The sequence below is a fragment of the Pseudomonas sp. EMN2 genome (genome assembly GCF_009650555.1).
In the GTDB taxonomy this organism is placed as follows: domain Bacteria; phylum Pseudomonadota; class Gammaproteobacteria; order Pseudomonadales; family Pseudomonadaceae; genus Aquipseudomonas; species Aquipseudomonas sichuanensis.
The window spans coordinates 1-18,583 of the sequence record NZ_VZZR01000016.1 but is presented as its reverse complement, the minus strand read 5'-3'; the positions used below and the strand labels follow the sequence as shown (position 1 = coordinate 18,583).

At 62.1% G+C, this 18,583-nt stretch carries 18 protein-coding genes; 4 read left to right on the top strand and 14 right to left on the bottom strand.

Annotation, left to right across the window (positions count from 1 at the left end):
- Positions 1-19: 19 nt before the first annotated feature.
- The 4 genes from greB to F6X61_RS06470 form a co-directional block, all read right to left on the bottom strand.
- The gene (gene greB, locus F6X61_RS06485) at positions 20-493 is read right to left on the bottom strand and encodes a transcription elongation factor GreB (protein WP_153785899.1); all 474 of its coding nucleotides are present in this window, start codon (positions 491-493) and stop codon (positions 20-22) included.
- Positions 494-583: 90 nt separating this feature from the next.
- Entirely contained in the window at positions 584-892 is a 309-nt protein-coding gene (locus F6X61_RS06480; RefSeq protein WP_110994342.1) for a hypothetical protein, read from the bottom strand.
- Between the two features lie 233 nt (positions 893-1,125).
- Entirely contained in the window at positions 1,126-1,560 is a 435-nt protein-coding gene (locus tag F6X61_RS06475; RefSeq protein WP_153785898.1) for a DoxX family protein, read from the bottom strand.
- 112 nt (positions 1,561-1,672) lie between these two features.
- Positions 1,673-3,079, bottom strand: coding sequence for a transglycosylase SLT domain-containing protein (locus F6X61_RS06470; protein ID WP_153785897.1), 1,407 nt, complete (start codon positions 3,077-3,079; stop codon positions 1,673-1,675).
- Between the two features lie 158 nt (positions 3,080-3,237).
- On the opposite strand from F6X61_RS06470, the gene F6X61_RS06465 reads away from it, so the two are divergent.
- The 3 genes from F6X61_RS06465 to F6X61_RS06455 all read left to right on the top strand — a co-directional run bounded on the left by F6X61_RS06465 (position 3,238) and on the right by F6X61_RS06455 (position 6,069).
- Complete coding sequence (locus tag F6X61_RS06465; protein ID WP_153785896.1) at positions 3,238-4,044, top strand: TatD family hydrolase; 807 nt, start codon at positions 3,238-3,240, stop codon at positions 4,042-4,044.
- Positions 4,045-4,130: 86 nt separating this feature from the next.
- Positions 4,131-5,609, top strand: a complete 1,479-nt coding sequence (locus tag F6X61_RS06460; RefSeq protein ID WP_153785895.1) for a methyl-accepting chemotaxis protein — start codon at positions 4,131-4,133, stop codon at positions 5,607-5,609.
- Between the two features lie 91 nt (positions 5,610-5,700).
- A complete protein-coding gene (locus tag F6X61_RS06455; RefSeq protein ID WP_153785894.1) occupies positions 5,701-6,069 on the top strand; it encodes an Mpo1-like protein in 369 nt (122 codons plus the stop codon).
- A 15-nt stretch (positions 6,070-6,084) separates the two neighbouring features.
- Here F6X61_RS06455 and F6X61_RS06450 read toward each other — a convergent pair whose 3' ends face one another.
- From F6X61_RS06450 to F6X61_RS06440, 3 genes are all read right to left on the bottom strand, one after another.
- Positions 6,085-6,882, bottom strand: coding sequence for an acyl-CoA thioesterase II (locus F6X61_RS06450; RefSeq protein WP_153785893.1), 798 nt, complete (start codon positions 6,880-6,882; stop codon positions 6,085-6,087).
- Positions 6,883-6,951: 69 nt separating this feature from the next.
- Complete coding sequence (locus tag F6X61_RS06445) at positions 6,952-7,731, bottom strand: CHAD domain-containing protein (protein ID WP_153785892.1); 780 nt, start codon at positions 7,729-7,731, stop codon at positions 6,952-6,954.
- Between the two features lie 14 nt (positions 7,732-7,745).
- A complete protein-coding gene (locus tag F6X61_RS06440) occupies positions 7,746-8,024 on the bottom strand; it encodes a hypothetical protein (protein WP_125463469.1) in 279 nt (92 codons plus the stop codon).
- A gap of 152 nt (positions 8,025-8,176) precedes the next feature.
- On the opposite strand from F6X61_RS06440, the gene F6X61_RS06435 reads away from it, so the two are divergent.
- Positions 8,177-9,217: a patatin-like phospholipase family protein gene (locus F6X61_RS06435; RefSeq protein WP_153785891.1), complete on the top strand. Its 1,041-nt coding sequence runs from the start codon at positions 8,177-8,179 to the stop codon at positions 9,215-9,217.
- Between the two features lie 63 nt (positions 9,218-9,280).
- Here F6X61_RS06435 and F6X61_RS06430 read toward each other — a convergent pair whose 3' ends face one another.
- The 7 genes from F6X61_RS06430 to F6X61_RS06400 form a co-directional block, all read right to left on the bottom strand.
- Positions 9,281-11,140 (bottom strand): SurA N-terminal domain-containing protein, encoded by a 1,860-nt coding sequence (locus F6X61_RS06430; protein ID WP_153785890.1) that lies wholly within the window; start codon positions 11,138-11,140, stop codon positions 9,281-9,283.
- Between the two features lie 186 nt (positions 11,141-11,326).
- Positions 11,327-11,599 carry a nucleoid-associated protein HU-beta gene (gene hupB / locus F6X61_RS06425; RefSeq protein ID WP_054892387.1) on the bottom strand — a complete coding sequence of 91 codons (273 nt, stop codon included), beginning with the start codon at positions 11,597-11,599 and terminating at the stop codon, positions 11,327-11,329.
- A gap of 153 nt (positions 11,600-11,752) precedes the next feature.
- Positions 11,753-14,149 carry an endopeptidase La gene (gene lon / locus F6X61_RS06420; RefSeq protein WP_153785889.1) on the bottom strand — a complete coding sequence of 799 codons (2,397 nt, stop codon included), beginning with the start codon at positions 14,147-14,149 and terminating at the stop codon, positions 11,753-11,755.
- A gap of 153 nt (positions 14,150-14,302) precedes the next feature.
- Positions 14,303-15,586 carry an ATP-dependent Clp protease ATP-binding subunit ClpX gene (gene clpX, locus F6X61_RS06415; RefSeq protein ID WP_153785888.1) on the bottom strand — a complete coding sequence of 428 codons (1,284 nt, stop codon included), beginning with the start codon at positions 15,584-15,586 and terminating at the stop codon, positions 14,303-14,305.
- A 108-nt stretch (positions 15,587-15,694) separates the two neighbouring features.
- Positions 15,695-16,336, bottom strand: coding sequence for an ATP-dependent Clp endopeptidase proteolytic subunit ClpP (clpP, locus tag F6X61_RS06410; RefSeq protein ID WP_153785887.1), 642 nt, complete (start codon positions 16,334-16,336; stop codon positions 15,695-15,697).
- 91 nt (positions 16,337-16,427) lie between these two features.
- Complete coding sequence (tig, locus tag F6X61_RS06405) at positions 16,428-17,741, bottom strand: trigger factor (protein ID WP_153785886.1); 1,314 nt, start codon at positions 17,739-17,741, stop codon at positions 16,428-16,430.
- 248 nt (positions 17,742-17,989) lie between these two features.
- Positions 17,990-18,289 (bottom strand): DUF6388 family protein, encoded by a 300-nt coding sequence (locus F6X61_RS06400; protein ID WP_153785885.1) that lies wholly within the window; start codon positions 18,287-18,289, stop codon positions 17,990-17,992.
- Positions 18,290-18,583 lie beyond the last annotated feature (294 nt).

The following is an 18,583-nucleotide window of genomic DNA, read 5'->3' as shown; positions in this document are numbered from 1 at the left end:
CCGGTTACCGATGAGCCGGCTACGGTTTGTAGCTGATGCGGTTGATGTACCAGGTCGCCTCGCCGGTAGGCGTCTGCACCAGCACCTCGTCACCCTCCTGCTTCTTGAGCAGGGCGCGGGCCATGGGCGAGTCGATGGAAATGTAGTCATTGCGCCCATGGATCTCGTCATAGCCGACGACACGGAAGGTCAACTGCTCGCTGTCGTCGTTCTCGATCTCCACCCAGGCACCGAAGAACACCTTGCCTTCCTGCTCGGGTGAATAGGCCACGACCTTGACGTCTTCCAGGCGCTTGCGCAGGTAGCGCACGCGGCGATCGATCTCGCGCAGCAGCTTCTTGTTGTACTGGTAGTCGGCGTTCTCGCTGCGGTCGCCCAGCGACGCCGCCCAGGCGACCTTCTGGGTAATCTCGGGGCGATAGACCCGCCACAGATGATCAAGCTCCTGCTTCAGGGCTGCATGACCTTCGGTGGTGATGATGTTGGTACTCAAGCGGCTGTCTCCTCAGTGCATCTCAAGCGGGCGCCAGGCGCCCACCGAGTGACCGAGCTTAGCGAAAAACCTGCGGGTTTGACACGCCGATCAGGCGCGCGTGATCAGCCCCTGGCGGGCGATGCGCGTGAGCTGGCCGATAACCTCGGCGGCATCCTCGGCGGCCGGCGCCTGGATCACGGCCAGGTCGAAACGGTCGTTGGCGTACTCGCCAAGCTGGGTGCAGGTTTCGAAGAACTGGATAAGGAACGCCCGGGCCTGGCCCTTGCGACGGGAAAAGCCGTCAAGGTTGCGCAGGAGCGTAGGCTGATGCTGGCCACCGAGCAGAATGCGCGGGGTGCGGGAGGCCTGGTCTTTGGCCAGGGGGGTCAAACAGACACTGGTACGTGGACAACTCATGGAGTTTTTCTCCGCCTCGCTGATCCCGCTGGGCAGCGGTGGGAGGCGTCACCGAACCAGCGCTTTAGCGGTATTTCGGATAACCCGGGGGGTTGCCCTGCGCCCCGCAAGTAGCTGTTTAAATCGGCGCAGTCGGTATGCTAGAGGCATCAGCTCCAAGATACAAGCCGCTCGGTGCAAGTTGATCGTATTCATCAACTTGCACCGAGCGGCTGGGAGCGTGCAGTTTGAGTTCAACGTGCGATCAGACGGTCCAGCGAGAAGCGACCCGCACCTTCGATCAGCACCGCCACACTGCCTGCCAGCAGCGCCAGGGCGAACTCATAGCCGTTATTGGACATGAACAGGCCGTTGTTGATGTGCACCGAGAAGATCGCCACCACCAGGGTGACACTCAGCGCCAGTGCCGCCGGGCGGGCCAGCAGGCCGACCACCAGGGCCAGGCCGCCGAAGAATTCGGCGCTGCCCGACAGCAGGGCCATCAGGTAGCCAGGCGCCAGGCCGATGCTCTCCATCCACTGGCCGGTGCCTTCGAGGCCGTAGCCACCGAACAGGCCGAAGAGTTTCTGTGCGCCGTGGGCCATGAAGATGACGCCGACCAGGACGCGTACGACGCTCAGGCCGAAACCGGCACGGGTAACGAACAGGGCTTTGAGGGAGTTGTTCATGTTGTTGCTTCCTTGTTTAAGCGGGTAGGTGTTGGATGAGCGCCATCTTAATCGATTGATTGAATAAGAAAATCGCAATAATCGTGTAATAACTATCGATTAATTTGATTTGTTAGCGCCTGACCAACCGCTCCAGGGAAGCGCGTTCACGGTTGAACGCCAGGTAGTACTTGTTGACACTGTTGACGAAGTTCACCGGCCCCATCCCCACTTGCTCCATGGCGATGCGCTCGGTCTGGAAAAACCACTGGTTGCCGTTGAGCCCGCGCCGCCGCGCTTCGGCACGCATGGCCTGAACCCGCTCAGGGCCGAGGTTGTAGGCCGCCAGGATAAACGCCATGCGCTCGCGCTCGTTGAGTTGCGGGCTGGCGAAGAACTTGCGGCGGATCAACGCCAGGTAGCGGGCACTGGCCTGGACATTGCCATCGACCGTGGCGGTGTTGCTCACCCCCACCCGCTGCGCCGCCGACGGGGTGATCTGCATCAGCCCATGGGCCCCGCCCGTGCCACGCGCCTTGGGGTCGAGGGTGGACTCCTTGAATGCCAGGGCCGCCAGGTTCAGCCAGTCGAACTGCTGGTCGCCCGCATGCTTCTGCAGGACCGGGCGCAGCGACTCCAGACGTTGCCGGTCCTGGCGCGCCAGCGGGTTGTGGACACGGTACTGGCGCCGGTAGATGCGTTCGAATGCGGCATCCTGGTTGTCCGGGGCGCGGTAAGTGGCGAGGAAGCGGTCCACCGCCGCCCGCAGCATCGGCGCATCAGGTCGCACATACCAGCGCAATGCTTGCGGCTGGGCCAGTTGCAGCTTGCTGTCCAGGCGCAGGCGCGGCATCACCCGCGCCCAGCGTTGGGCGATGGGCCGCTCCACCACGGTCAGCGGATAGATACCGGCCTGGACCATCTCCAGCACATCCTCCACCGCCAGGGTTGGATCAACCCACTCCACCTTGATCGGGGCTTGCTTGCGTAGCGCCAGGCGCTGGTTGATCGTCTCGATCGCGGCCCCGGCAGCGCTGGCACTGGTCAGGGCAACGGTACGCCCGGACAACTGCTCGACCCGGCTGTAGCTGCGCTCGCCCTTGCGCCCGACCAGCAGCAGAGGCACCTGGTCAAGCACCGGTGCACTGGCCTCGACGCCACGCACCCCGGCAGGATCAAGCAGTTCGCCTGGCGCGGCCAGGTCGCCTTCACCCCGCTGCAGGGCCCCGAGCAATTGCTCCTTGGCCCGCGGGATGATTTTCAAGGTGATTTCCTGATTGTCGGCGACCCGCGCATTGAGCGCGTGCTCCAGGGCGCGCAGCCGGTAGTACTCGACGCCCACCGGTTCGCCCTTGACCTCGCCGGAGCTGTTGCGGCTCTGGTTGACCAGCACCCGCAGCACCTGGCTGGAGCGGATCTGCGCCAGGTCGCGGGCCTGGCTGGCGGGCACATGCTGCTGGGGCCCCGGCTCGCGCGCAGTGGCCGGCCCGGCGGCCAGCAGCCCACACATCATCAAGGTCGTCAGCAGGGTTCGCAGCATGGAGGAAGAGGTCCGAGGGCGGTTGGCGGGCACCATGTGCAATGATCGATCCGTGATGACTGACGGCAAAAGACCACGGCAAACGTTTGAAGTTCTTGGTTTTTTCGTGATTTCCCGGTTTTTGCTATGCTGGCCGCCCCGCGGCACGAGGTAGCACCATGCAATTGATCGATATCGGCGTCAACCTGACCAACAGCAGTTTCCATGACCAGCAGGCGGCTGTGGTCGAGCGCGCCGTGCAAGCCGGCGTGGCGCAGATGGTGCTGACCGGTACCAGCCTGAGCGTCAGTGAAGAAGCCATTGAACTGTGCCAGCGCCTGGATGAACAAGGCCAGCGCCTGTTCAGCACCGCCGGTGTACACCCGCACGATGCCAAGAGCTGGACCAGCGACAGCGAGCGTCAGTTGCGCCATTTGCTCGAACAACCCCGGGTGCGCGCCGTCGGCGAGTGCGGGCTGGACTTCAACCGCGACTTCTCCCCTCGCCCGGAGCAGGAAAAAGCCCTGGAAGCCCAACTGGCCCTGGCCGTCGAGCTGCGTCTGCCGGTGTTCCTCCACGAACGTGACGCCAGCGAGCGGCTGCTGGCAATCATCAAGGGCTACCGCGACCAACTGAGCGCCGCCGTGGTGCACTGCTTTACCGGCGAGCGCGAAGCGTTGTTCGCCTACCTCGACCTCGACCTGCATATCGGCATCACTGGCTGGATCTGCGACGAGCGCCGCGGTACTCATCTGCATCCGCTGGTCGGCAATATCCCGACAGGCCGCCTGATGCTGGAGAGCGACGCGCCCTACCTGCTGCCGCGCAGCTTGCGGCCAAAACCGAAAAATGGCCGCAACGAGCCGGCGTACCTGCCCGAAGTACTGCGCGAGGTGGCGCTGCATCGCGGCGAAACCGTCGAATCCACCGCCGCCCACACCACCGCCTGCGCACGGGCGTTCTTCGGGCTACCTGTGGTTTCTTGACGCATATCAAGGAGGGCCCTGGCCCTGGCGGGCACAATGATGGCACCTTGCCAACAATGTTTCCGCCAACTCAGAGAAGACCTACCATGGGTGCCTGGCTTAGCAATATTTCCCTGAAGTACAAGTTCTGGGCCGTCAACGCAGTGGCCTTCGTCACCACCCTGCTGCTGGTGCTGTACGCAGTGTCCCTGGAGCAGCAGGCGCGCGCTTCGGGCGCGCAGGCCCTGGCCCAGCGCCAGGGCGAACTGCTGGCCGCCTGGCCCCCCGAGAAAACCCTGCCGGCCCAACCCGGGCTGATTACCTGGGGCAGCGGACAGACGCCCGAATTTGCAGGCGAACCCCTCGAAGCCTTGCGTGATGCCCAAGGCTGGGTCGAGTTGCCCGGTGCCTGGATCGCAGGTGACAACCCTGTGCTGGGGGCCCAGGTGTTCCGCCAGGGTGATCGGCACCTGGCCGTGCTGGCCCAGGTGCCCAGCCTGCGCCAGGTGTTCTTCGACCGTTTCGGCAACTATGCGGTGTGCGTGCTGGTGCTGATGCTGGCCATGCTCTGCGCTTCGCAGTTGTTGATCCGCTTCCTGCTCAGCCAGCTCAATACGCTGAAGGACGTGATGCTGCACGTGGAAAAAACCGGCGACCTCTCGGCCCGGGTACCGCTGGCTTGTGGCGACGAAGTCGGGCAGATGGCCGGCGCGTTCAACGCCATGCAGGCCACCTACCACCGCGTGGTCAGCACTGTCGCGCGCACCGCCGCGCAGCTCGACTCGGGCGCTGCGCGCCTGGCCGGGAGCATGGACGAAGTGCGCCACGGCATGATCGGCCAGCAGAGCGAGACCGACCAGGCCGCCACTGCGATCAACGAGATGACCGCCACCGTGCACCACATCGCCGAGCATGCTGGTGCCACCCGTGACTTGTCACAGAGCGCCGACGGCCTCGCCGGCAGCGGCCAGGCCGTGGTCAGCCGGGTCCAGGACTCGATTGCCGGCCTGTCCAGCGGCGTGCAGCAGACCGCCGAGATGATCCGCCAACTGGCCGATGACAGCCAGAAGATCAACGGGGTGGTCGGGGTGATCCACAGCATCGCCGAACAGACCAATCTGCTGGCCCTCAATGCCGCCATCGAGGCCGCCCGTGCCGGCGACCTGGGCCGCGGCTTCGCGGTGGTCGCCGACGAGGTGCGCAACCTGGCCAAGCGCGTGCAAACCTCCACCGACGAAATCACCACCATGGTCGCCGACCTGCAGGCCGGCACCCGCGATGCGGTGGACTTCATGCAGGAGAGCTCGTACAAGGCCGATGACTGCGTCAAGCAGGCCCAGGAAGCTGGCGAGGCCCTCGCCGAGATCACCCGCGCCGTGGCACAGATGCGCGAGAACAACACCCAGATCGCGGTGGCCGCCGAGCAACAAAGCCAAGTGGCCGAAGAGATGAACCGCGCGGTAGTGAGCATCCGCGACGTCACCGAACAAACCGTGCAGCAGACCGTGGGCTCAGCCACCACCAGCAGCGAACTGGCGACACTTGCCGGGGAGTTGAGCAAAGCCATCGGCCAGCTCAAGCTCTAGTTCATTGGCGCTATTGCCAGCATAGCCAGCCTCGATTGGCCCCCTCCCGGGGGCCGCACTAGACTTTGGGCATCTCCATGAGGAACTGCCCATGAGCAAGCGATTGCCCAACCTCCCCGCCTGGCAATGGCGTGGCTACCACCACAACCACCGCCACCCTGCCAACCTGGTGCTGCACCTGATTGCCGTGCCGCTGTTCATCCTGGGTGCGCTATTGGTGCTCTCGGGACTGTTCGCCCTGGACCTGTCGCAGATCGCCGTCGGCGTCATCGCCCTGATTGCCGGCCTTGGCCTGCAACGCCAGGGGCATCGACTGGAAGCCGAGCAACCGGAACCCTTCGCCAACCGCAAAGACGCTGTGCAACGCCTGCTCACAGAGCAATTCATCACCTTCCCACGGTTCGTGCTGAGCGGTGCCTGGTGGCGCGCCTGGCGTGAGCGGCACAAGCATCGGCATTGAGCGCCCCCAGCAGCCTCAAGCGAACACGGTCACCGTCTGCCGACTCAATGCCAACAGCTCGCCGTCAGCCGTCCACAAGCGAGCGGCAGCATGTCCATAACCATCCCGAGCATACTCGGTCTCCACGCAATAGCCGCACCAGTCCTGGGTCGAAAGCCGTGGCGTGGGCTGGACGAATTCGATGGTCCAGGTCAGCGTGCTGCCTGCGGCTGGCTGCTTCAGATACGGCATCAGGCTGGGCGGCCAGGCATCGACCAGGGCCAGCAGATGCGCCACCTCCAGAGGCGCATCAGGCACGTCACGCAGGCGCACCCAGCCGCCCATGTGGCGTGAATCGTTGCCGCTGAACGGCAGCCCACCGATAGCCCAGCGCAGCGCCACATGGCGCATGAACTCCGGGGTCACCCCTTTGATGTAGGGCAACTCTGGCGCTGACTGCTGCAACGGTTTGATTGCCGTCGGCGGTTGCGCCTCGACCACGACCGCCGAAGGCCTGCCAGCGCCGAAACTGCCCTGCACCAGCGTCACCACCTGGCCGCCCTGCACGGCACGACCGAGCAGGGTACAGACCGCCTTGCCCTCGCGCAGCACCTCCACTTCCAGGCTGATCGGTACATCCGGCGCCGCCGGGCCGACAAAGGTGATGGCCAGCGAACGCACCGGGCGGTCGTCAGCCAGCTTCTGCCGCATCGCCTCATGCACCATCGCGGCCATGAGGCCGCCGAATACCGCCCGCCCCTGCGCCCAGCTGGGCGGCACACAGACCGCTTCAGGGTGCAGGCGTGCTGCCGCCAACAATTCGGTGAAGTTCATCTGCCCTGGCTCCTGCGCAAAAGTCCCGATCTTAACCAGCGCCCGCGGGTGCGGCAGCCCGCATATCGGTCATTTGCCGGGCTTTCGGCGCGCCACGGCCTTGCGCAACACCTCGAGGGTGCTATCGGAGGTGCGTTCGGCGGCATGCAGCTCGTGCTCCCAGGCCACCTTGCAGCCTGCCAGGTCGCTGTGTTCGCGCACCTGCAGCAACCATTGAAAACGGTCATGCCAGTCGCCCAGGTCGCCCTGGGCTTTCTTCAACAGCCTTTGCAGCCGCTTGCCGGCGTGGTCGAGCTGCGGGTAAGCCTCGTCACCGTAGCGCACGCGCTTTATCAACAAGCGCAAGCGATGCCGGTCGTGGGCCGGGTCTTCCAGCGCCTGCGCCAAGGTACGCCACTGCTTGACCAGGCGCCTGTCGACACGCCGCTCCAGCCGCTGCACCAGCCCTTCACGGTCGGCCGCACGCAGGAACAGCGGGAACACGTCGAGAATCGCCAGTACGCGCGCAAGCTGGGGGCTTCGCGCCACGCTGGCGAAGGTACGCGCCCTGCCCTCCAGGCGGCGTTGCCCGGCCTGCAAGTGCCCGCGCTGGATGAGCTGCGCCGCCAGCACCTCGCGGTCACGCAGCGGCGTGGTCAAGGTACCCAGCGACTGCGCTGCGTCTTCCAGTTGCTCCACCCCCGGCAAGCCACGCAGCGGGCGCATGAGGCTGCGCAGGCGCCGCAGGGCGATGCGCAGGTCATGCAAAGCCTCGCTATCGGTATCGGCGTCCAGCCGCTCACGGCAGGCCAGCAGCCTTACCTGCAGCGTCAGTACCTGGATAACCACATGGTCGAGCATGGCGGACATGGCGCGCTCCTCGGTCAACGCCCGGCGCGGGACTCACGAATATAGAAACGCGCCTTCTCGGCTTTGCGGGTACAACCTTCGAACGCTTCGAACTGCTGCTGGGTCTTGGCCCCGGTCAGCAGTGACAGTGCCTTGGAATAGCTGACAGTACCGGCGAAGCCTTCGGCCTTGGCCAGGTCCAGTTCCTTCCACGCAGCATCGAGCTGGGTCCCGCAACTGTCGCGATAGGCCGTCTTGCCCGCGCAACCGGCCAAGGCCAGGACAATCAGAGGAAGGGTGATCCAGGCTTTCATCGGTGTTACCTCAAAGGTGAAAAAGTGGTCGTTCGACGGCACAGCGAGCAGAAAGTTGCCTGCTCAGCGTAGCCCAGTGCGGGCTACATTGAAGCACAGGCAACAATGGGTGCATTGTTGGGCCGTGGTGCACAATACGCAGGGGGAAGACCATGAGCAAACGCGTGGCATTGGTGCTCGGCTCGGGCGGTGCCCGGGGGTACGCGCACATCGGCGTGATCGAAGAAATCGAGCGACGCGGCTATGAAATCGCCTGTATTGCAGGGTGCTCCATGGGGGCGGTGATCGGGGGCATCTACGCGGCCGGCAAGCTCGACGAATACCGCAGCTGGATCGAAAGCCTGGACTACCTGGACGTGCTGCGGCTGGTGGATGTCAGCTTTCGCCTGGGGGCAATCCGTGGCGACAAGGTGTTCGGGCAGATACGCAAGATCGTTGGCGAAATCAACATCGAGCAACTGCGCATCCCCTACACGGCGGTGGCCACCGACCTTACCAACCAGCAAGAGATCTGGTTCCAGGAAGGCTGCCTGCACCAAGCGATGCGCGCCTCGGCGGCAATCCCCAGCCTGTTCACCCCAGTGGTACAGGGCAATCGCATGCTGGTCGATGGCGGCATTCTCAACCCGCTGCCGATCGTGCCGGTGGTGTCCAGCCACTGCGACCTGATCATTGCCGTCAACCTCAACGCCACCAACCAGAAGCAGTACCAGTTGCCGGTGATCGAACGCCCGGCAGCCTTCAAGATGCGCTTTGACTCACTGATCAGCTCGCTCGGCTCGCACCTGCCGTTTCGCCGCAAACCCGCTGAGGAGCTGATGCGCATCGAACAGGAAATCACCGCTGACGGCCTGACCCCGGCCAACCCCTGGCTGGGCGAAAGCGCCGAGCCACAGGGCCAGCAACCTGCCGCGGCGCCCGAGACCGAAGGCGCGCCAAAGTCCGCGACCGGCTCGGTCATCATCGATAACGTCGGCCCAGCTTCGCTGCTCGACCTGATCAACCAGAGCTTCGAGGTGATGCAGACCTCACTGGCGCAATACAAGATCGCCGGTTATCCGCCGGATGTGCTGATCAACGTACCCAAACGGGTATGCCGGTTCTTCGAGTTCTACAAGGCGCCTGAACTGATCGCACTGGGGCGCGAGGTTGCCCGGGATACGCTGGACAGCCACGAGGGGGTGCGCCGTTAGAGGCCCCTGCAGCAGAAACGAAACAGGCCGCATACGCGGCCTGTTTCGTGATTGCTGCATCACTTAGTAGCGAGTGATGTCGGCACTGCTTTCCAGCCATTTGCGGTAGGCCGCGAAGTCTTGCGAACCGGCACGCGAAGCGAGGTAGCGACGGATCTGCGCCTTCTCCTCGTCGGTGGCGGCAGCGCCTTCGTTGACACCCTTGAGCTGCAACACCACCAGGCTGCCGTCGCCCAGCACCACACTGCCGTACACCGGCTGGTCCTTGGACGCCGGCTTGCCCAGGCGGAATACCGCCTGCAGCTCGGCAGGGTCGATGCCGTCCTGGCCGCGGGTAGCAGCTTCCTGGACTTTCCAGCTCTGGCTTGCGGCCTTGATCGAACCGTCACGCAGGCCGGCAATCAGCTTGTCAGCCTTGCCCTTGAGTTCGGCAGTCGCCTTCTCCTTGGCCAGATGCTCGCTGATGTTCTTGGCCACGGCCTCCAGCGGCATTTGCTCAGGCTTGCGATGTTCCTTGACGCGCAGTACGACCACGGTCTCCGGGTCCAGTTCGACGCCATTGCTGTTGGCACCTTCCTCCAGCACTTCTTCACTGAAGGCGGCCTGGATCACCGCACGATTGGCGGTAATGCCCTCGCCACCTTCACGGCCGAATGGCGCGGAGGTATGCACTTTCAGGCCGAGGTCCTGAGCCGGCTGAGCCAGGTCGGAGGCTTCGAACGCGGCATCCTCGAGCTGCTTGGTGGCTTCGACGAAGCGCTGTTCCACTTGCTGGGTTTTCAGCTCGCGGGTCAGCTTGTCCTTCAGGCTGGCGAAGCTGGGGACATCCGGTGCTTCGACGCCCAGCAGCTTGATCAGGTGGTAGCCAAACTCGGTACGTACCGGGTCGGAAACCTGATCCTTGTTCAGCTTGTACAGCGCTTGCTCGAAGGCCGGGTCGTACACGCCAGGGCCTGCAAAGCCAAGGTCACCGCCGGTGCTGGCAGAGCCTGGGTCCTGAGAGAACTCCTTGGCCAGCTTGGCGAAATCCTCACCCTTGTTCAGGCGCTGCTGGATTTCTTCGATGCGGGCCTTGGCCTGGGCATCGTTGGCCTTGTCGTTGACTTCGATAAGGATGTGCGCGGCATGGCGCTGCTCGCCCAGGTTGGCGATTTCCTTGTCGTACAACGCCTTGAGTTCGTCGTCGTTGACCTTGACCTGGTCGAAGAAGGCCGACTTCTTCAGCTCGATGTAATCAATGACCACCTGGTCGGGGGTCATGAATTCCTTGGCGTGCTGGTCGTAGTGAGCCTTCACCTCGTCGTCGCTGACCTTGACCGCAGCCGGGTCGGCCTTGAAGGTCAGGGCGGCGAAATCGCGGGTCTGCTTCTCCAGGCGGGCGAACGCCTCAACCTGCTTGTCGGTGACGAAGCTGCTGCCGGCAAGGCCGGTGCGCAGCTGGCCGATGAGCATTTCCTGGGCGAGCATCTCGCGGAACTGCATGCGGCCGTAGCCCATCTGGCGGATGACCGAGTCGAAACGCTCGGCACTGAACTTGCCATCGACCTGGAACTCAGGCGTCTGCAGGATCAGTTGGTCCAGTGCAGCTTCGGAGAAAGCGAACTTGGCATCCTCGGCGCCCTGCAACAGCAGTTTGCGATCGATCAGCCCCTTGAGCGCCGCCTCGCGCAGCATCTTTTCGTCCAGCAGCGCAGGGTCGAAGTCCTTGCCCAGCTGTTGCATCAGCTGGCGGCGCTGCATGTCCACGGCCTGGCTCAGCTCGTTCTGGCTGATGGTCTGGCCGTTTACCTTGGCGGCGTCCTGGCTGTGGGTAGCAGCCTGGAAGATGGCCTCGAAACCGGTCAATGCCATCAGCACGACGATGAGGCCGATAATGGTCTTGGCAATCCAACCTTGTGAATTGTCCCTGATATTCTGCAGCATGCGTCCCCCAGAAACGGCTGTACCACTGCGTCGACAACCGCGGAGCGTGGGTAGAATCCTGATAGAAAAAAGGCGCATCCAGTGGATGCGCCCTTTTCGAAGCTTGCGTACCAGCGGGAACGTTTGCGAACCCGCCCGTCACGCGGTCGACCCTGGCCGAAACCTGGGCCGGCTGAAAGAGACGACTTAGTTGACGGCGTCTTTCAGGCCTTTACCAGCCTTGAAGCCTGGAACCTTGGCGGCAGCGATCTTGATCGCCTTGCCGGTTTGCGGGTTACGGCCGGTGCGCTCGGCGCGCTCTTTGACCGAGAAGGTACCGAAGCCAACCAGAACGACGTCGTCGCCTGCTTTCAGGGCACCGGTCACGGAGTCAATTACTGCGTCCAGCGCGCGGCCGGCAACAGCTTTCGGGATGTCAGCGGATGCGGCGATAGCGTCAATCAGTTCCGACTTGTTCACTCTAAGTCCCCTTATTTCTCTATTGAGTTTGTTTCTAAGTATGTAATGAAAAGCGTGTGTAACGAGCGCTGGGTGGCCTGTTGACAATGGCGTGCCGCTTTATAGCAAGGGCCCGAAAAAGCTGTCAACCAAAGCCCCCCAGCGAAATACTTACTAATGCGTGCTGATTCTTTCCTTAGCATCGCTGTCGCGCTTGTCATCTTTGGCGACAATCTCCGGAGCCACATCTGGCAAGGGCTCCGGGGCGTATTGCAGCGCAATTTGGAGGACTTCGTCAATCCATTTGACCGGTTTGATCTGAAGATCCTGTTTGATATTTTCCGGAATTTCCTTCAAGTCGCGAACATTCTCCTCGGGAATGATCACCGTCTTGATCCCGCCACGGTGTGCCGCCAGCAGTTTTTCCTTGAGGCCACCAATGGCCAGGACCTGACCACGCAGGGTGATCTCGCCGGTCATCGCGACATCTGCGCGCACCGGGATCTGGGTCAACGCCGAGACCAATGCGGTGCACATGCCGATGCCTGCGCTCGGGCCATCCTTGGGTGTGGCACCTTCGGGCATATGGATGTGAACGTCGCGCTTTTCATGGAAGTCTGCAGCGATCCCCAGGCTTGCGGCACGGCTTCGCACCACGGTCTGCGCAGCGGTGATCGACTCGACCATGACGTCGCCCAGCGAACCGGTCTTGATCAGCTGGCCCTTGCCGGGAATGACCACGGCTTCGATGGTCAGCAACTCACCGCCCACCTGGGTCCATGCAAGGCCGGTGACCTGGCCGATCTGGTCCTGCTGCTCGGCGAGGCCATAGCGGAATTTCTTCACGCCCAGCAGTTGCTCGAGCTGCTCGCCGGTAACCTTGACCTTGACCTGCTTCTGACCGGTGTGCTCCTTGACCACCTTGCGGCACACCTTGGCGATCTGCCGCTCCAGGCCTCGCACGCCGGCTTCGCGGGTGTAGTAGCGAATGATGTCGCGGATCGCCGAAACATCGACCTCCAGCTCATCCTTCTTCAAGCCGTTGGCCTTGACCTGCTTGGGCACCAGGTACTTGACCGCGATGTTGATCTTCTCGTCCTCGGTGTAACCCGGCAGACGGATGACTTCCATGCGGTCCAGCAGCGCCGGCGGGATGTTCATCGAGTTCGAGGTGCACAGGAACATCACGTCCGACAGGTCGTAGTCGACCTCCAGGTAGTGATCGTTGAAGTTGTGGTTCTGCTCCGGGTCGAGCACTTCCAGCAGTGCCGACGCCGGGTCGCCACGCATGTCGCTGCCCATCTTGTCGATTTCGTCGAGCAGGAACAGCGGGTTGCGCACGCCCACCTTGGTCATTTTCTGGATCAGGCGGCCCGGCATCGAACCAATGTAGGTACGACGGTGACCGCGGATTTCTGCTTCGTCACGCACGCCACCGAGGGCCATGCGCACGAACTTGCGATTGGTGGCGGCGGCGATCGACTCGGCCAGCGAGGTCTTGCCCACGCCAGGCGGGCCGACCAGGCACAGCACCGGACCGCGAATCTTCTTCACCCGCTTCTGCACGGCGAGATACTCGAGAATGCGTTCCTTGACCTCTTCCAGGCCATAGTGGTCGGCATCGAGGATCTCTTCGGCCTTGGCCAGGTCCAGGCGCACCTTGCTCTGGGCCTTCCACGGCACCTGCACCAGCCAGTCCAGGTACGAACGCACCACGGTGGCTTCAGCAGACATCGGCGACATCTGCTTGAGCTTGTTGAGCTCGGCCTGGGCCTTGGTCAGGGCGTCTTTCGGCAGGCCGGCGGCCTCGATGCGCTTTTTCAGCTCTTCGACTTCGTTGTGACCTTCGTCGCCATCGCCGAGCTCCTTCTGAATGGCCTTCATCTGCTCATTCAGGTAGTACTCGCGCTGGCTGCGCTCCATCTGTTTCTTGACCCGGCCACGGATGCGCTTCTCGACCTGCAACAGGTCGATCTCGGCATCCAGCAGCGCCAGCACGTGTTCGACACGGGCCTGCAGCTCGACAATCTCGAGGATTTCCTGCTTCTGCTCGATCTTCAAGGCCATGTGCGCAGCCATGGTGTCGACCAGGCGGCCCGGCTCTTCGATGCTGTTGAGTGAAGACAGCACTTCGGCCGGGACCTTCTTGCCCAGCTGGACGTACTGTTCGAACTGCGACAGCAAGGTGCGCACGAAGACTTCGGACTCGCGCTCGGCGGCCTCCACTTCGTCGATCAGGCTGACTTCGGCACGGATGTGACCGTCGACTTCATTGAAGCGCTCGACCGAACCGCGCTGCTCGCCCTCGACCAGCACCTTGACGGTGCCATCGGGCAGCTTGAGCAGTTGCAGCACGGTGGCGACGGTACCGACGCGGTACAGGGCATCCTCACCCGGATCATCGTCGGCAGGGTTTTTCTGGGCCAGCAGGAGGATCTGCTTTTCGCCCGTCATCGCTGCCTCGAGGGCTTCGATGGACTTCTCACGCCCCACGAACAGTGGGATGACCATGTGCGGATAGACGACAACGTCGCGCAATGGCAAAAGAGGCAAGTCGAGGGTGGTCTTCATGATTTCGCCTCTACAGCGGCCTTGTGGCCGGAAACCGTTGGAAATGGTGCTTGGAGCTAATGTGGGGGCAGCCCTTTGAAATTACAAGCGCCGATACCAGGAAATGCAAAAAGGGGCCCGAAGGCCCCTTTCTGCATGCTGCCCCTTGCCCGATCAGGCGTCGGGGGCGGCCTTGGCTTGCGGCTCGCTGTTTTCGTAGATCAGCAGCGGCTTCGAACTACCCTCGATGACGCTTTCGTCGATCACCACCTTGCTGACTTCCTTCTGCGAAGGAATCTCGTACATGGTGTCGAGCAGCACGCCTTCCAGGATCGAACGCAGGCCACGGGCACCGGTCTTGCGTTCCAGCGCCTTGCGGGCAACGGCCTTGAGCGCATCGCTGCGGAACTCGAGGTCGACGCTTTCCATTTCGAACAGCTTGGCGTATTGCTTGGTCAGCGCGTTCTTAGGCTCGGTCAGGATCTGCATCAGTGCAGCTTCGTCCAGCTCGTCCAGCGTCGCCAGTACCGGCAGACGACCGACGAACTCGGGGATCAGACCAAACTTGACCAGATCGTCCGGCTCGACCTCTCGCAGAGACTCGCCGACTTTCTTGCCTTCTTCCTTGCTGCGTACTTCTGCACTGAAACCGATACCACCTTTGGTGGAGCGGTTCTGGATGACCTTTTCCAGGCCAGAGAAGGCGCCACCGCAGATGAACAGGATATTGCGGGTATCAACCTGCAGGAATTCCTGTTGCGGATGCTTGCGACCACCTTGCGGCGGCACGGAAGCGACAGTGCCTTCGATCAGTTTCAGCAGTGCCTGCTGCACGCCCTCACCCGAGACATCGCGGGTAATGGACGGGTTGTCCGACTTGCGCGAGATCTTGTCGATCTCGTCGATGTAGACGATGCCCATCTGGGCCTTTTCCACGTCGTAGTCGCACTTTTGCAGCAGTTTCTGAATGATGTTCTCGACGTCCTCACCCACATAACCGGCTTCGGTCAGGGTGGTGGCGTCAGCAATGGTGAACGGCACGTTGAGCAGGCGCGCGAGGGTTTCGGCCAGCAGCGTCTTGCCCGAGCCGGTTGGCCCGATCAGCAGGATGTTGCTTTTGCCGAGTTCGACTTCGTCGCCCTTCTTGTCACGCTGGTTCAGGCGCTTGTAGTGGTTGTACACCGCTACGGCAAGCACCTTCTTGGCGCGCTCCTGACCAATGACGTATTGGTCCAGGATGCCGCTGATTTCTTTTGGCGAGGGTAACTTGTGCGCGTTGCTCTCGGCCTGGGCTTCCTGCACCTCCTCACGGATGATGTCGTTGCACAGGTCGACGCACTCGTCGCAGATAAATACCGAGGGGCCGGCAATCAACTTGCGCACTTCGTGCTGGCTTTTGCCGCAGAAGGAGCAATAGAGCAATTTGCCGTTGTCCTCGCCGTTACGGGTGTCAGTCATTCGATCGATCCAATCCGGTAGGCTTGAAACACAAGATGAAGGCAATCGCAGGCTTTTTCAAGTCCGCGGTCGGGCACACTTCGTACCCGACCGCTCTGGCGCATTGCTTCAGGATGCCAGTTGCCGCTTGTCGTAGACCGAGTCGATCAGGCCGTACTCGGCCGCGCGCGCAGCGCTCATGAAGTTGTCACGCTCGGTATCGCGCTTGATGGTCTCGAGCGACTGGCCGGTGTGATGGGCCAGCAGATCGTTCAGGCGCGCCTTGATGTTGAGGATTTCCTGGGCGTGGATCTCGATGTCGGTCGCCTGGCCCTGGAAGCCGCCGAGCGGCTGGTGAATCATCACGCGCGAGTTCGGCAGGCAGTGGCGCTTGCCAGCGGCACCGGCCGCCAGCAGGAAGGCGCCCATGCTGCAGGCCTGGCCGATGCAGATGGTCGAAACGTCCGGCTTGATGAACTGCATGGTGTCGTAGATCGACATGCCGGCAGTCACCGAACCACCCGGCGAGTTGATGTACAGATGGATATCCTTGTCCGGGTTTTCCGCTTCCAGGAACAGCAGCTGCGCCACCACCAGGTTGGCCATGTAGTCCTCTACGGGGCCGACCAGGAAGATCACCCGCTCCTTCAAGAGGCGCGAGTAGATGTCATAGGCGCGTTCGCCACGGGCGGACTGCTCGATAACCATCGGGACCAGGCCGCCTGCGGCCTGGATGTCAGAGCTCTGCTGAATATAAGAATTGCGGGACATGTCCTGCACTCACTCCCAAATAGTCATGGCTTGAATACGCACAAGCCAGCGCGAAGGCTGGCTTGTGGGGGTTTCCTACGAGAGTAGCCTGTTACTCAGCGTCGGCTTGAGCCTGTACTGGCTTAACAGCTTCTTCGTACGAGACCGACTTGTCGGTCACAGTCGCTTTCTGCAGGACAGTATCTACAACTTGTTCTTCCAGTACAACCGAACGCACTTCGTTCAGTTGCTGGTCGTTCTTGTAGTACCAGGCGATAACCTGCTCTGGTTCCTGGTAGGCCGAAGCCATTTCTTCGATCATTTCACGCACTTTGGCGTCGTCTGGCTTCAGGTCGAACTGCTTGACCACTTCGGCGACGATCAGGCCCAGCACCACGCGGCGCTTGGCTTGCTCTTCGAACAGCTCGGCCGGCAGTTGGTCTGGCTTGATGTTGCCACCGAACTGCTGGACAGCCTGCACGCGAAGACGGTTGACTTCGTTTTCCAGCAGGGCTTTTGGCACTTCGATCGGGTTGGCGGCCAGCAGACCGTCCATGACCTGGTTCTTGACCTTGGTCTTGGTGGCCTGACGCAGTTCACGCTCCATGTTCTTGCGAACTTCGGTGCGGAAGCCTTCCAGGGTCGACTCTTTGATACCGAATTGAGCGAAGAACTCTTCGTTCAGTTCTGGCAGCTGTGGTGCCGAAACGCTGTTGACGGTGATGGTGAACTCGGCGGCTTTGCCAGCCAGGTCGAGGTTCTGGTAGTCCTCTGGGAAGGTCACGTTGACAACGCGCTCTTCACCGGCCTTGGCGCCGACCAGGCCTTCTTCGAAGCCTGGGATCATGCGGCCGGAACCCAGCACCAGCTGAGTGCCCTTGGCCGAACCACCGGCGAAGGCTTCACCGTCGATCTTGCCAACGAAGTCGATGTTGACTTGATCGTCGTTCTGCGCAGCGCGCTCGACGGCCTCGAAACGGGTGTTCTGCTTGCGCAGCACGTCCAGCATCTTGTCCAGGTCGGTATCGGCCACTTCGGCGCTCAGGCGTTCGACGCTGATCGATTCCAGGCCCGAAACGGTGAACTCAGGGAAGACTTCGAAGATGGCGACGAACTCGAGGTCCTTGCCCTTTTCGAACGACTTCGGCTCAACGGCAGGAGCGCCGGCCGGGTTCAGCTTCTGCTCGACGATGGCTTCGTAGAAGGAGGCCTGGACCAGGTCACCGAAAGCTTCCTGACGGGCATCGGCTTCGAAACGCTGGCGAATGACGCTCATCGGCACCTTGCCAGGACGGAAGCCTGCAACCTTGGCGCGACGGGCAGTCTGCTGCAGACGCTTGTTGACTTCGTTCTCGACGCGCTCGGCCGGAACGGCGATGGTCATGCGGCGCTCGAGAGCGGAAGTGTTTTCAACAGAAACTTGCATGGATATTCCTCGTTGCACAGACGTTAGCCGGCGATAGCCCGACTCCAGAATCAAGGGCAAGCATTCTAGTGACTCACGCACCAGAAGTCACCCCACCCGGATTGTCGGCAGACCACGCCGGTCGTTTTCCTTGAAAGGCCCGAGCGCCATGGCGTCGACCCTGTTTAAGCGTTGCCCGCGCAGGCCGTCTCAGGCCGCGCGATTGTAAAACCTTGTCAAACAAACCCCGCCCAACTCGAACGCACCTTTTATTGCGGCTCGATCTCGTTGAACTGGCAGTATTCTTCCCACTCCATCCCCAGCGCCTCAGCCACCTCGCGGTGGGTTTCCAGGCGCATCGCCTGCAGCTGCTCCGGCGTTTCAGCGATCAATTGCAGGGCCAACTCCCAGGGCTGGATACCCTGCTCATCGGCGGCATCCTCGAACGCCCATTCGATCTGTTGCGCCTGCTCGCGCGCATCCAGCTCGCGGATCTCCTCGAGCAGTTGCGGATTGGCTTCGGCGAAACGTTGCAGCGCCAGGGCCTGGCGCGCTTCTTTTGCGATCATTTGCGGTATTCCTCTGCCAGCATCTTGGCCGGACGGTCAACCGGCTGAAATCTAACAGCTTTTATTGGGGCATCAATAGAGGATTGCAAGGGGGAATCGAGCAATGATTGCAAAGCCCTCAGCCTGGGCCTTGCAGGCGCTGCGAACTCGAGCGTCACAAACCATGCAATGCAGAAACAACAAAGGCGCCCGATCTCACGATCAAGGCGCCTTCATAAAATATGGGGTGGACGATGGGAATCGAACCCACGACAACCGGAATCACAATCCGGCGCTCTACCAACTGAGCTACGC

What these genes read in the sequence shown, in the direction of transcription:
- F6X61_RS06480 (WP_110994342.1), bottom strand. Translation starts at nt 892, where the DNA reads ATGAGTTGTCCACGTACCAGTGTCTGTTTGACCCCCCTGGCCAAAGAC.
- F6X61_RS06475 (WP_153785898.1), bottom strand. Translation starts at nt 1,560, where the DNA reads ATGAACAACTCCCTCAAAGCCCTGTTCGTTACCCGTGCCGGTTTCGGC.
- F6X61_RS06470 (WP_153785897.1), bottom strand. Translation starts at nt 3,079, where the DNA reads ATGCTGCGAACCCTGCTGACGACCTTGATGATGTGTGGGCTGCTGGCC.
- F6X61_RS06465 (WP_153785896.1), top strand. Translation starts at nt 3,238, where the DNA reads ATGCAATTGATCGATATCGGCGTCAACCTGACCAACAGCAGTTTCCAT.
- F6X61_RS06460 (WP_153785895.1), top strand. Translation starts at nt 4,131, where the DNA reads ATGGGTGCCTGGCTTAGCAATATTTCCCTGAAGTACAAGTTCTGGGCC.
- F6X61_RS06455 (WP_153785894.1), top strand. Translation starts at nt 5,701, where the DNA reads ATGAGCAAGCGATTGCCCAACCTCCCCGCCTGGCAATGGCGTGGCTAC.
- F6X61_RS06450 (WP_153785893.1), bottom strand. Translation starts at nt 6,882, where the DNA reads ATGAACTTCACCGAATTGTTGGCGGCAGCACGCCTGCACCCTGAAGCG.
- F6X61_RS06445 (WP_153785892.1), bottom strand. Translation starts at nt 7,731, where the DNA reads ATGTCCGCCATGCTCGACCATGTGGTTATCCAGGTACTGACGCTGCAG.
- F6X61_RS06440 (WP_125463469.1), bottom strand. Translation starts at nt 8,024, where the DNA reads ATGAAAGCCTGGATCACCCTTCCTCTGATTGTCCTGGCCTTGGCCGGT.
- F6X61_RS06435 (WP_153785891.1), top strand. Translation starts at nt 8,177, where the DNA reads ATGAGCAAACGCGTGGCATTGGTGCTCGGCTCGGGCGGTGCCCGGGGG.
- F6X61_RS06430 (WP_153785890.1), bottom strand. Translation starts at nt 11,140, where the DNA reads ATGCTGCAGAATATCAGGGACAATTCACAAGGTTGGATTGCCAAGACC.
- lon (WP_153785889.1), bottom strand. Translation starts at nt 14,149, where the DNA reads ATGAAGACCACCCTCGACTTGCCTCTTTTGCCATTGCGCGACGTTGTC.
- clpX (WP_153785888.1), bottom strand. Translation starts at nt 15,586, where the DNA reads ATGACTGACACCCGTAACGGCGAGGACAACGGCAAATTGCTCTATTGC.
- clpP (WP_153785887.1), bottom strand. Translation starts at nt 16,336, where the DNA reads ATGTCCCGCAATTCTTATATTCAGCAGAGCTCTGACATCCAGGCCGCA.
- tig (WP_153785886.1), bottom strand. Translation starts at nt 17,741, where the DNA reads ATGCAAGTTTCTGTTGAAAACACTTCCGCTCTCGAGCGCCGCATGACC.
- F6X61_RS06400 (WP_153785885.1), bottom strand. Translation starts at nt 18,289, where the DNA reads ATGATCGCAAAAGAAGCGCGCCAGGCCCTGGCGCTGCAACGTTTCGCC.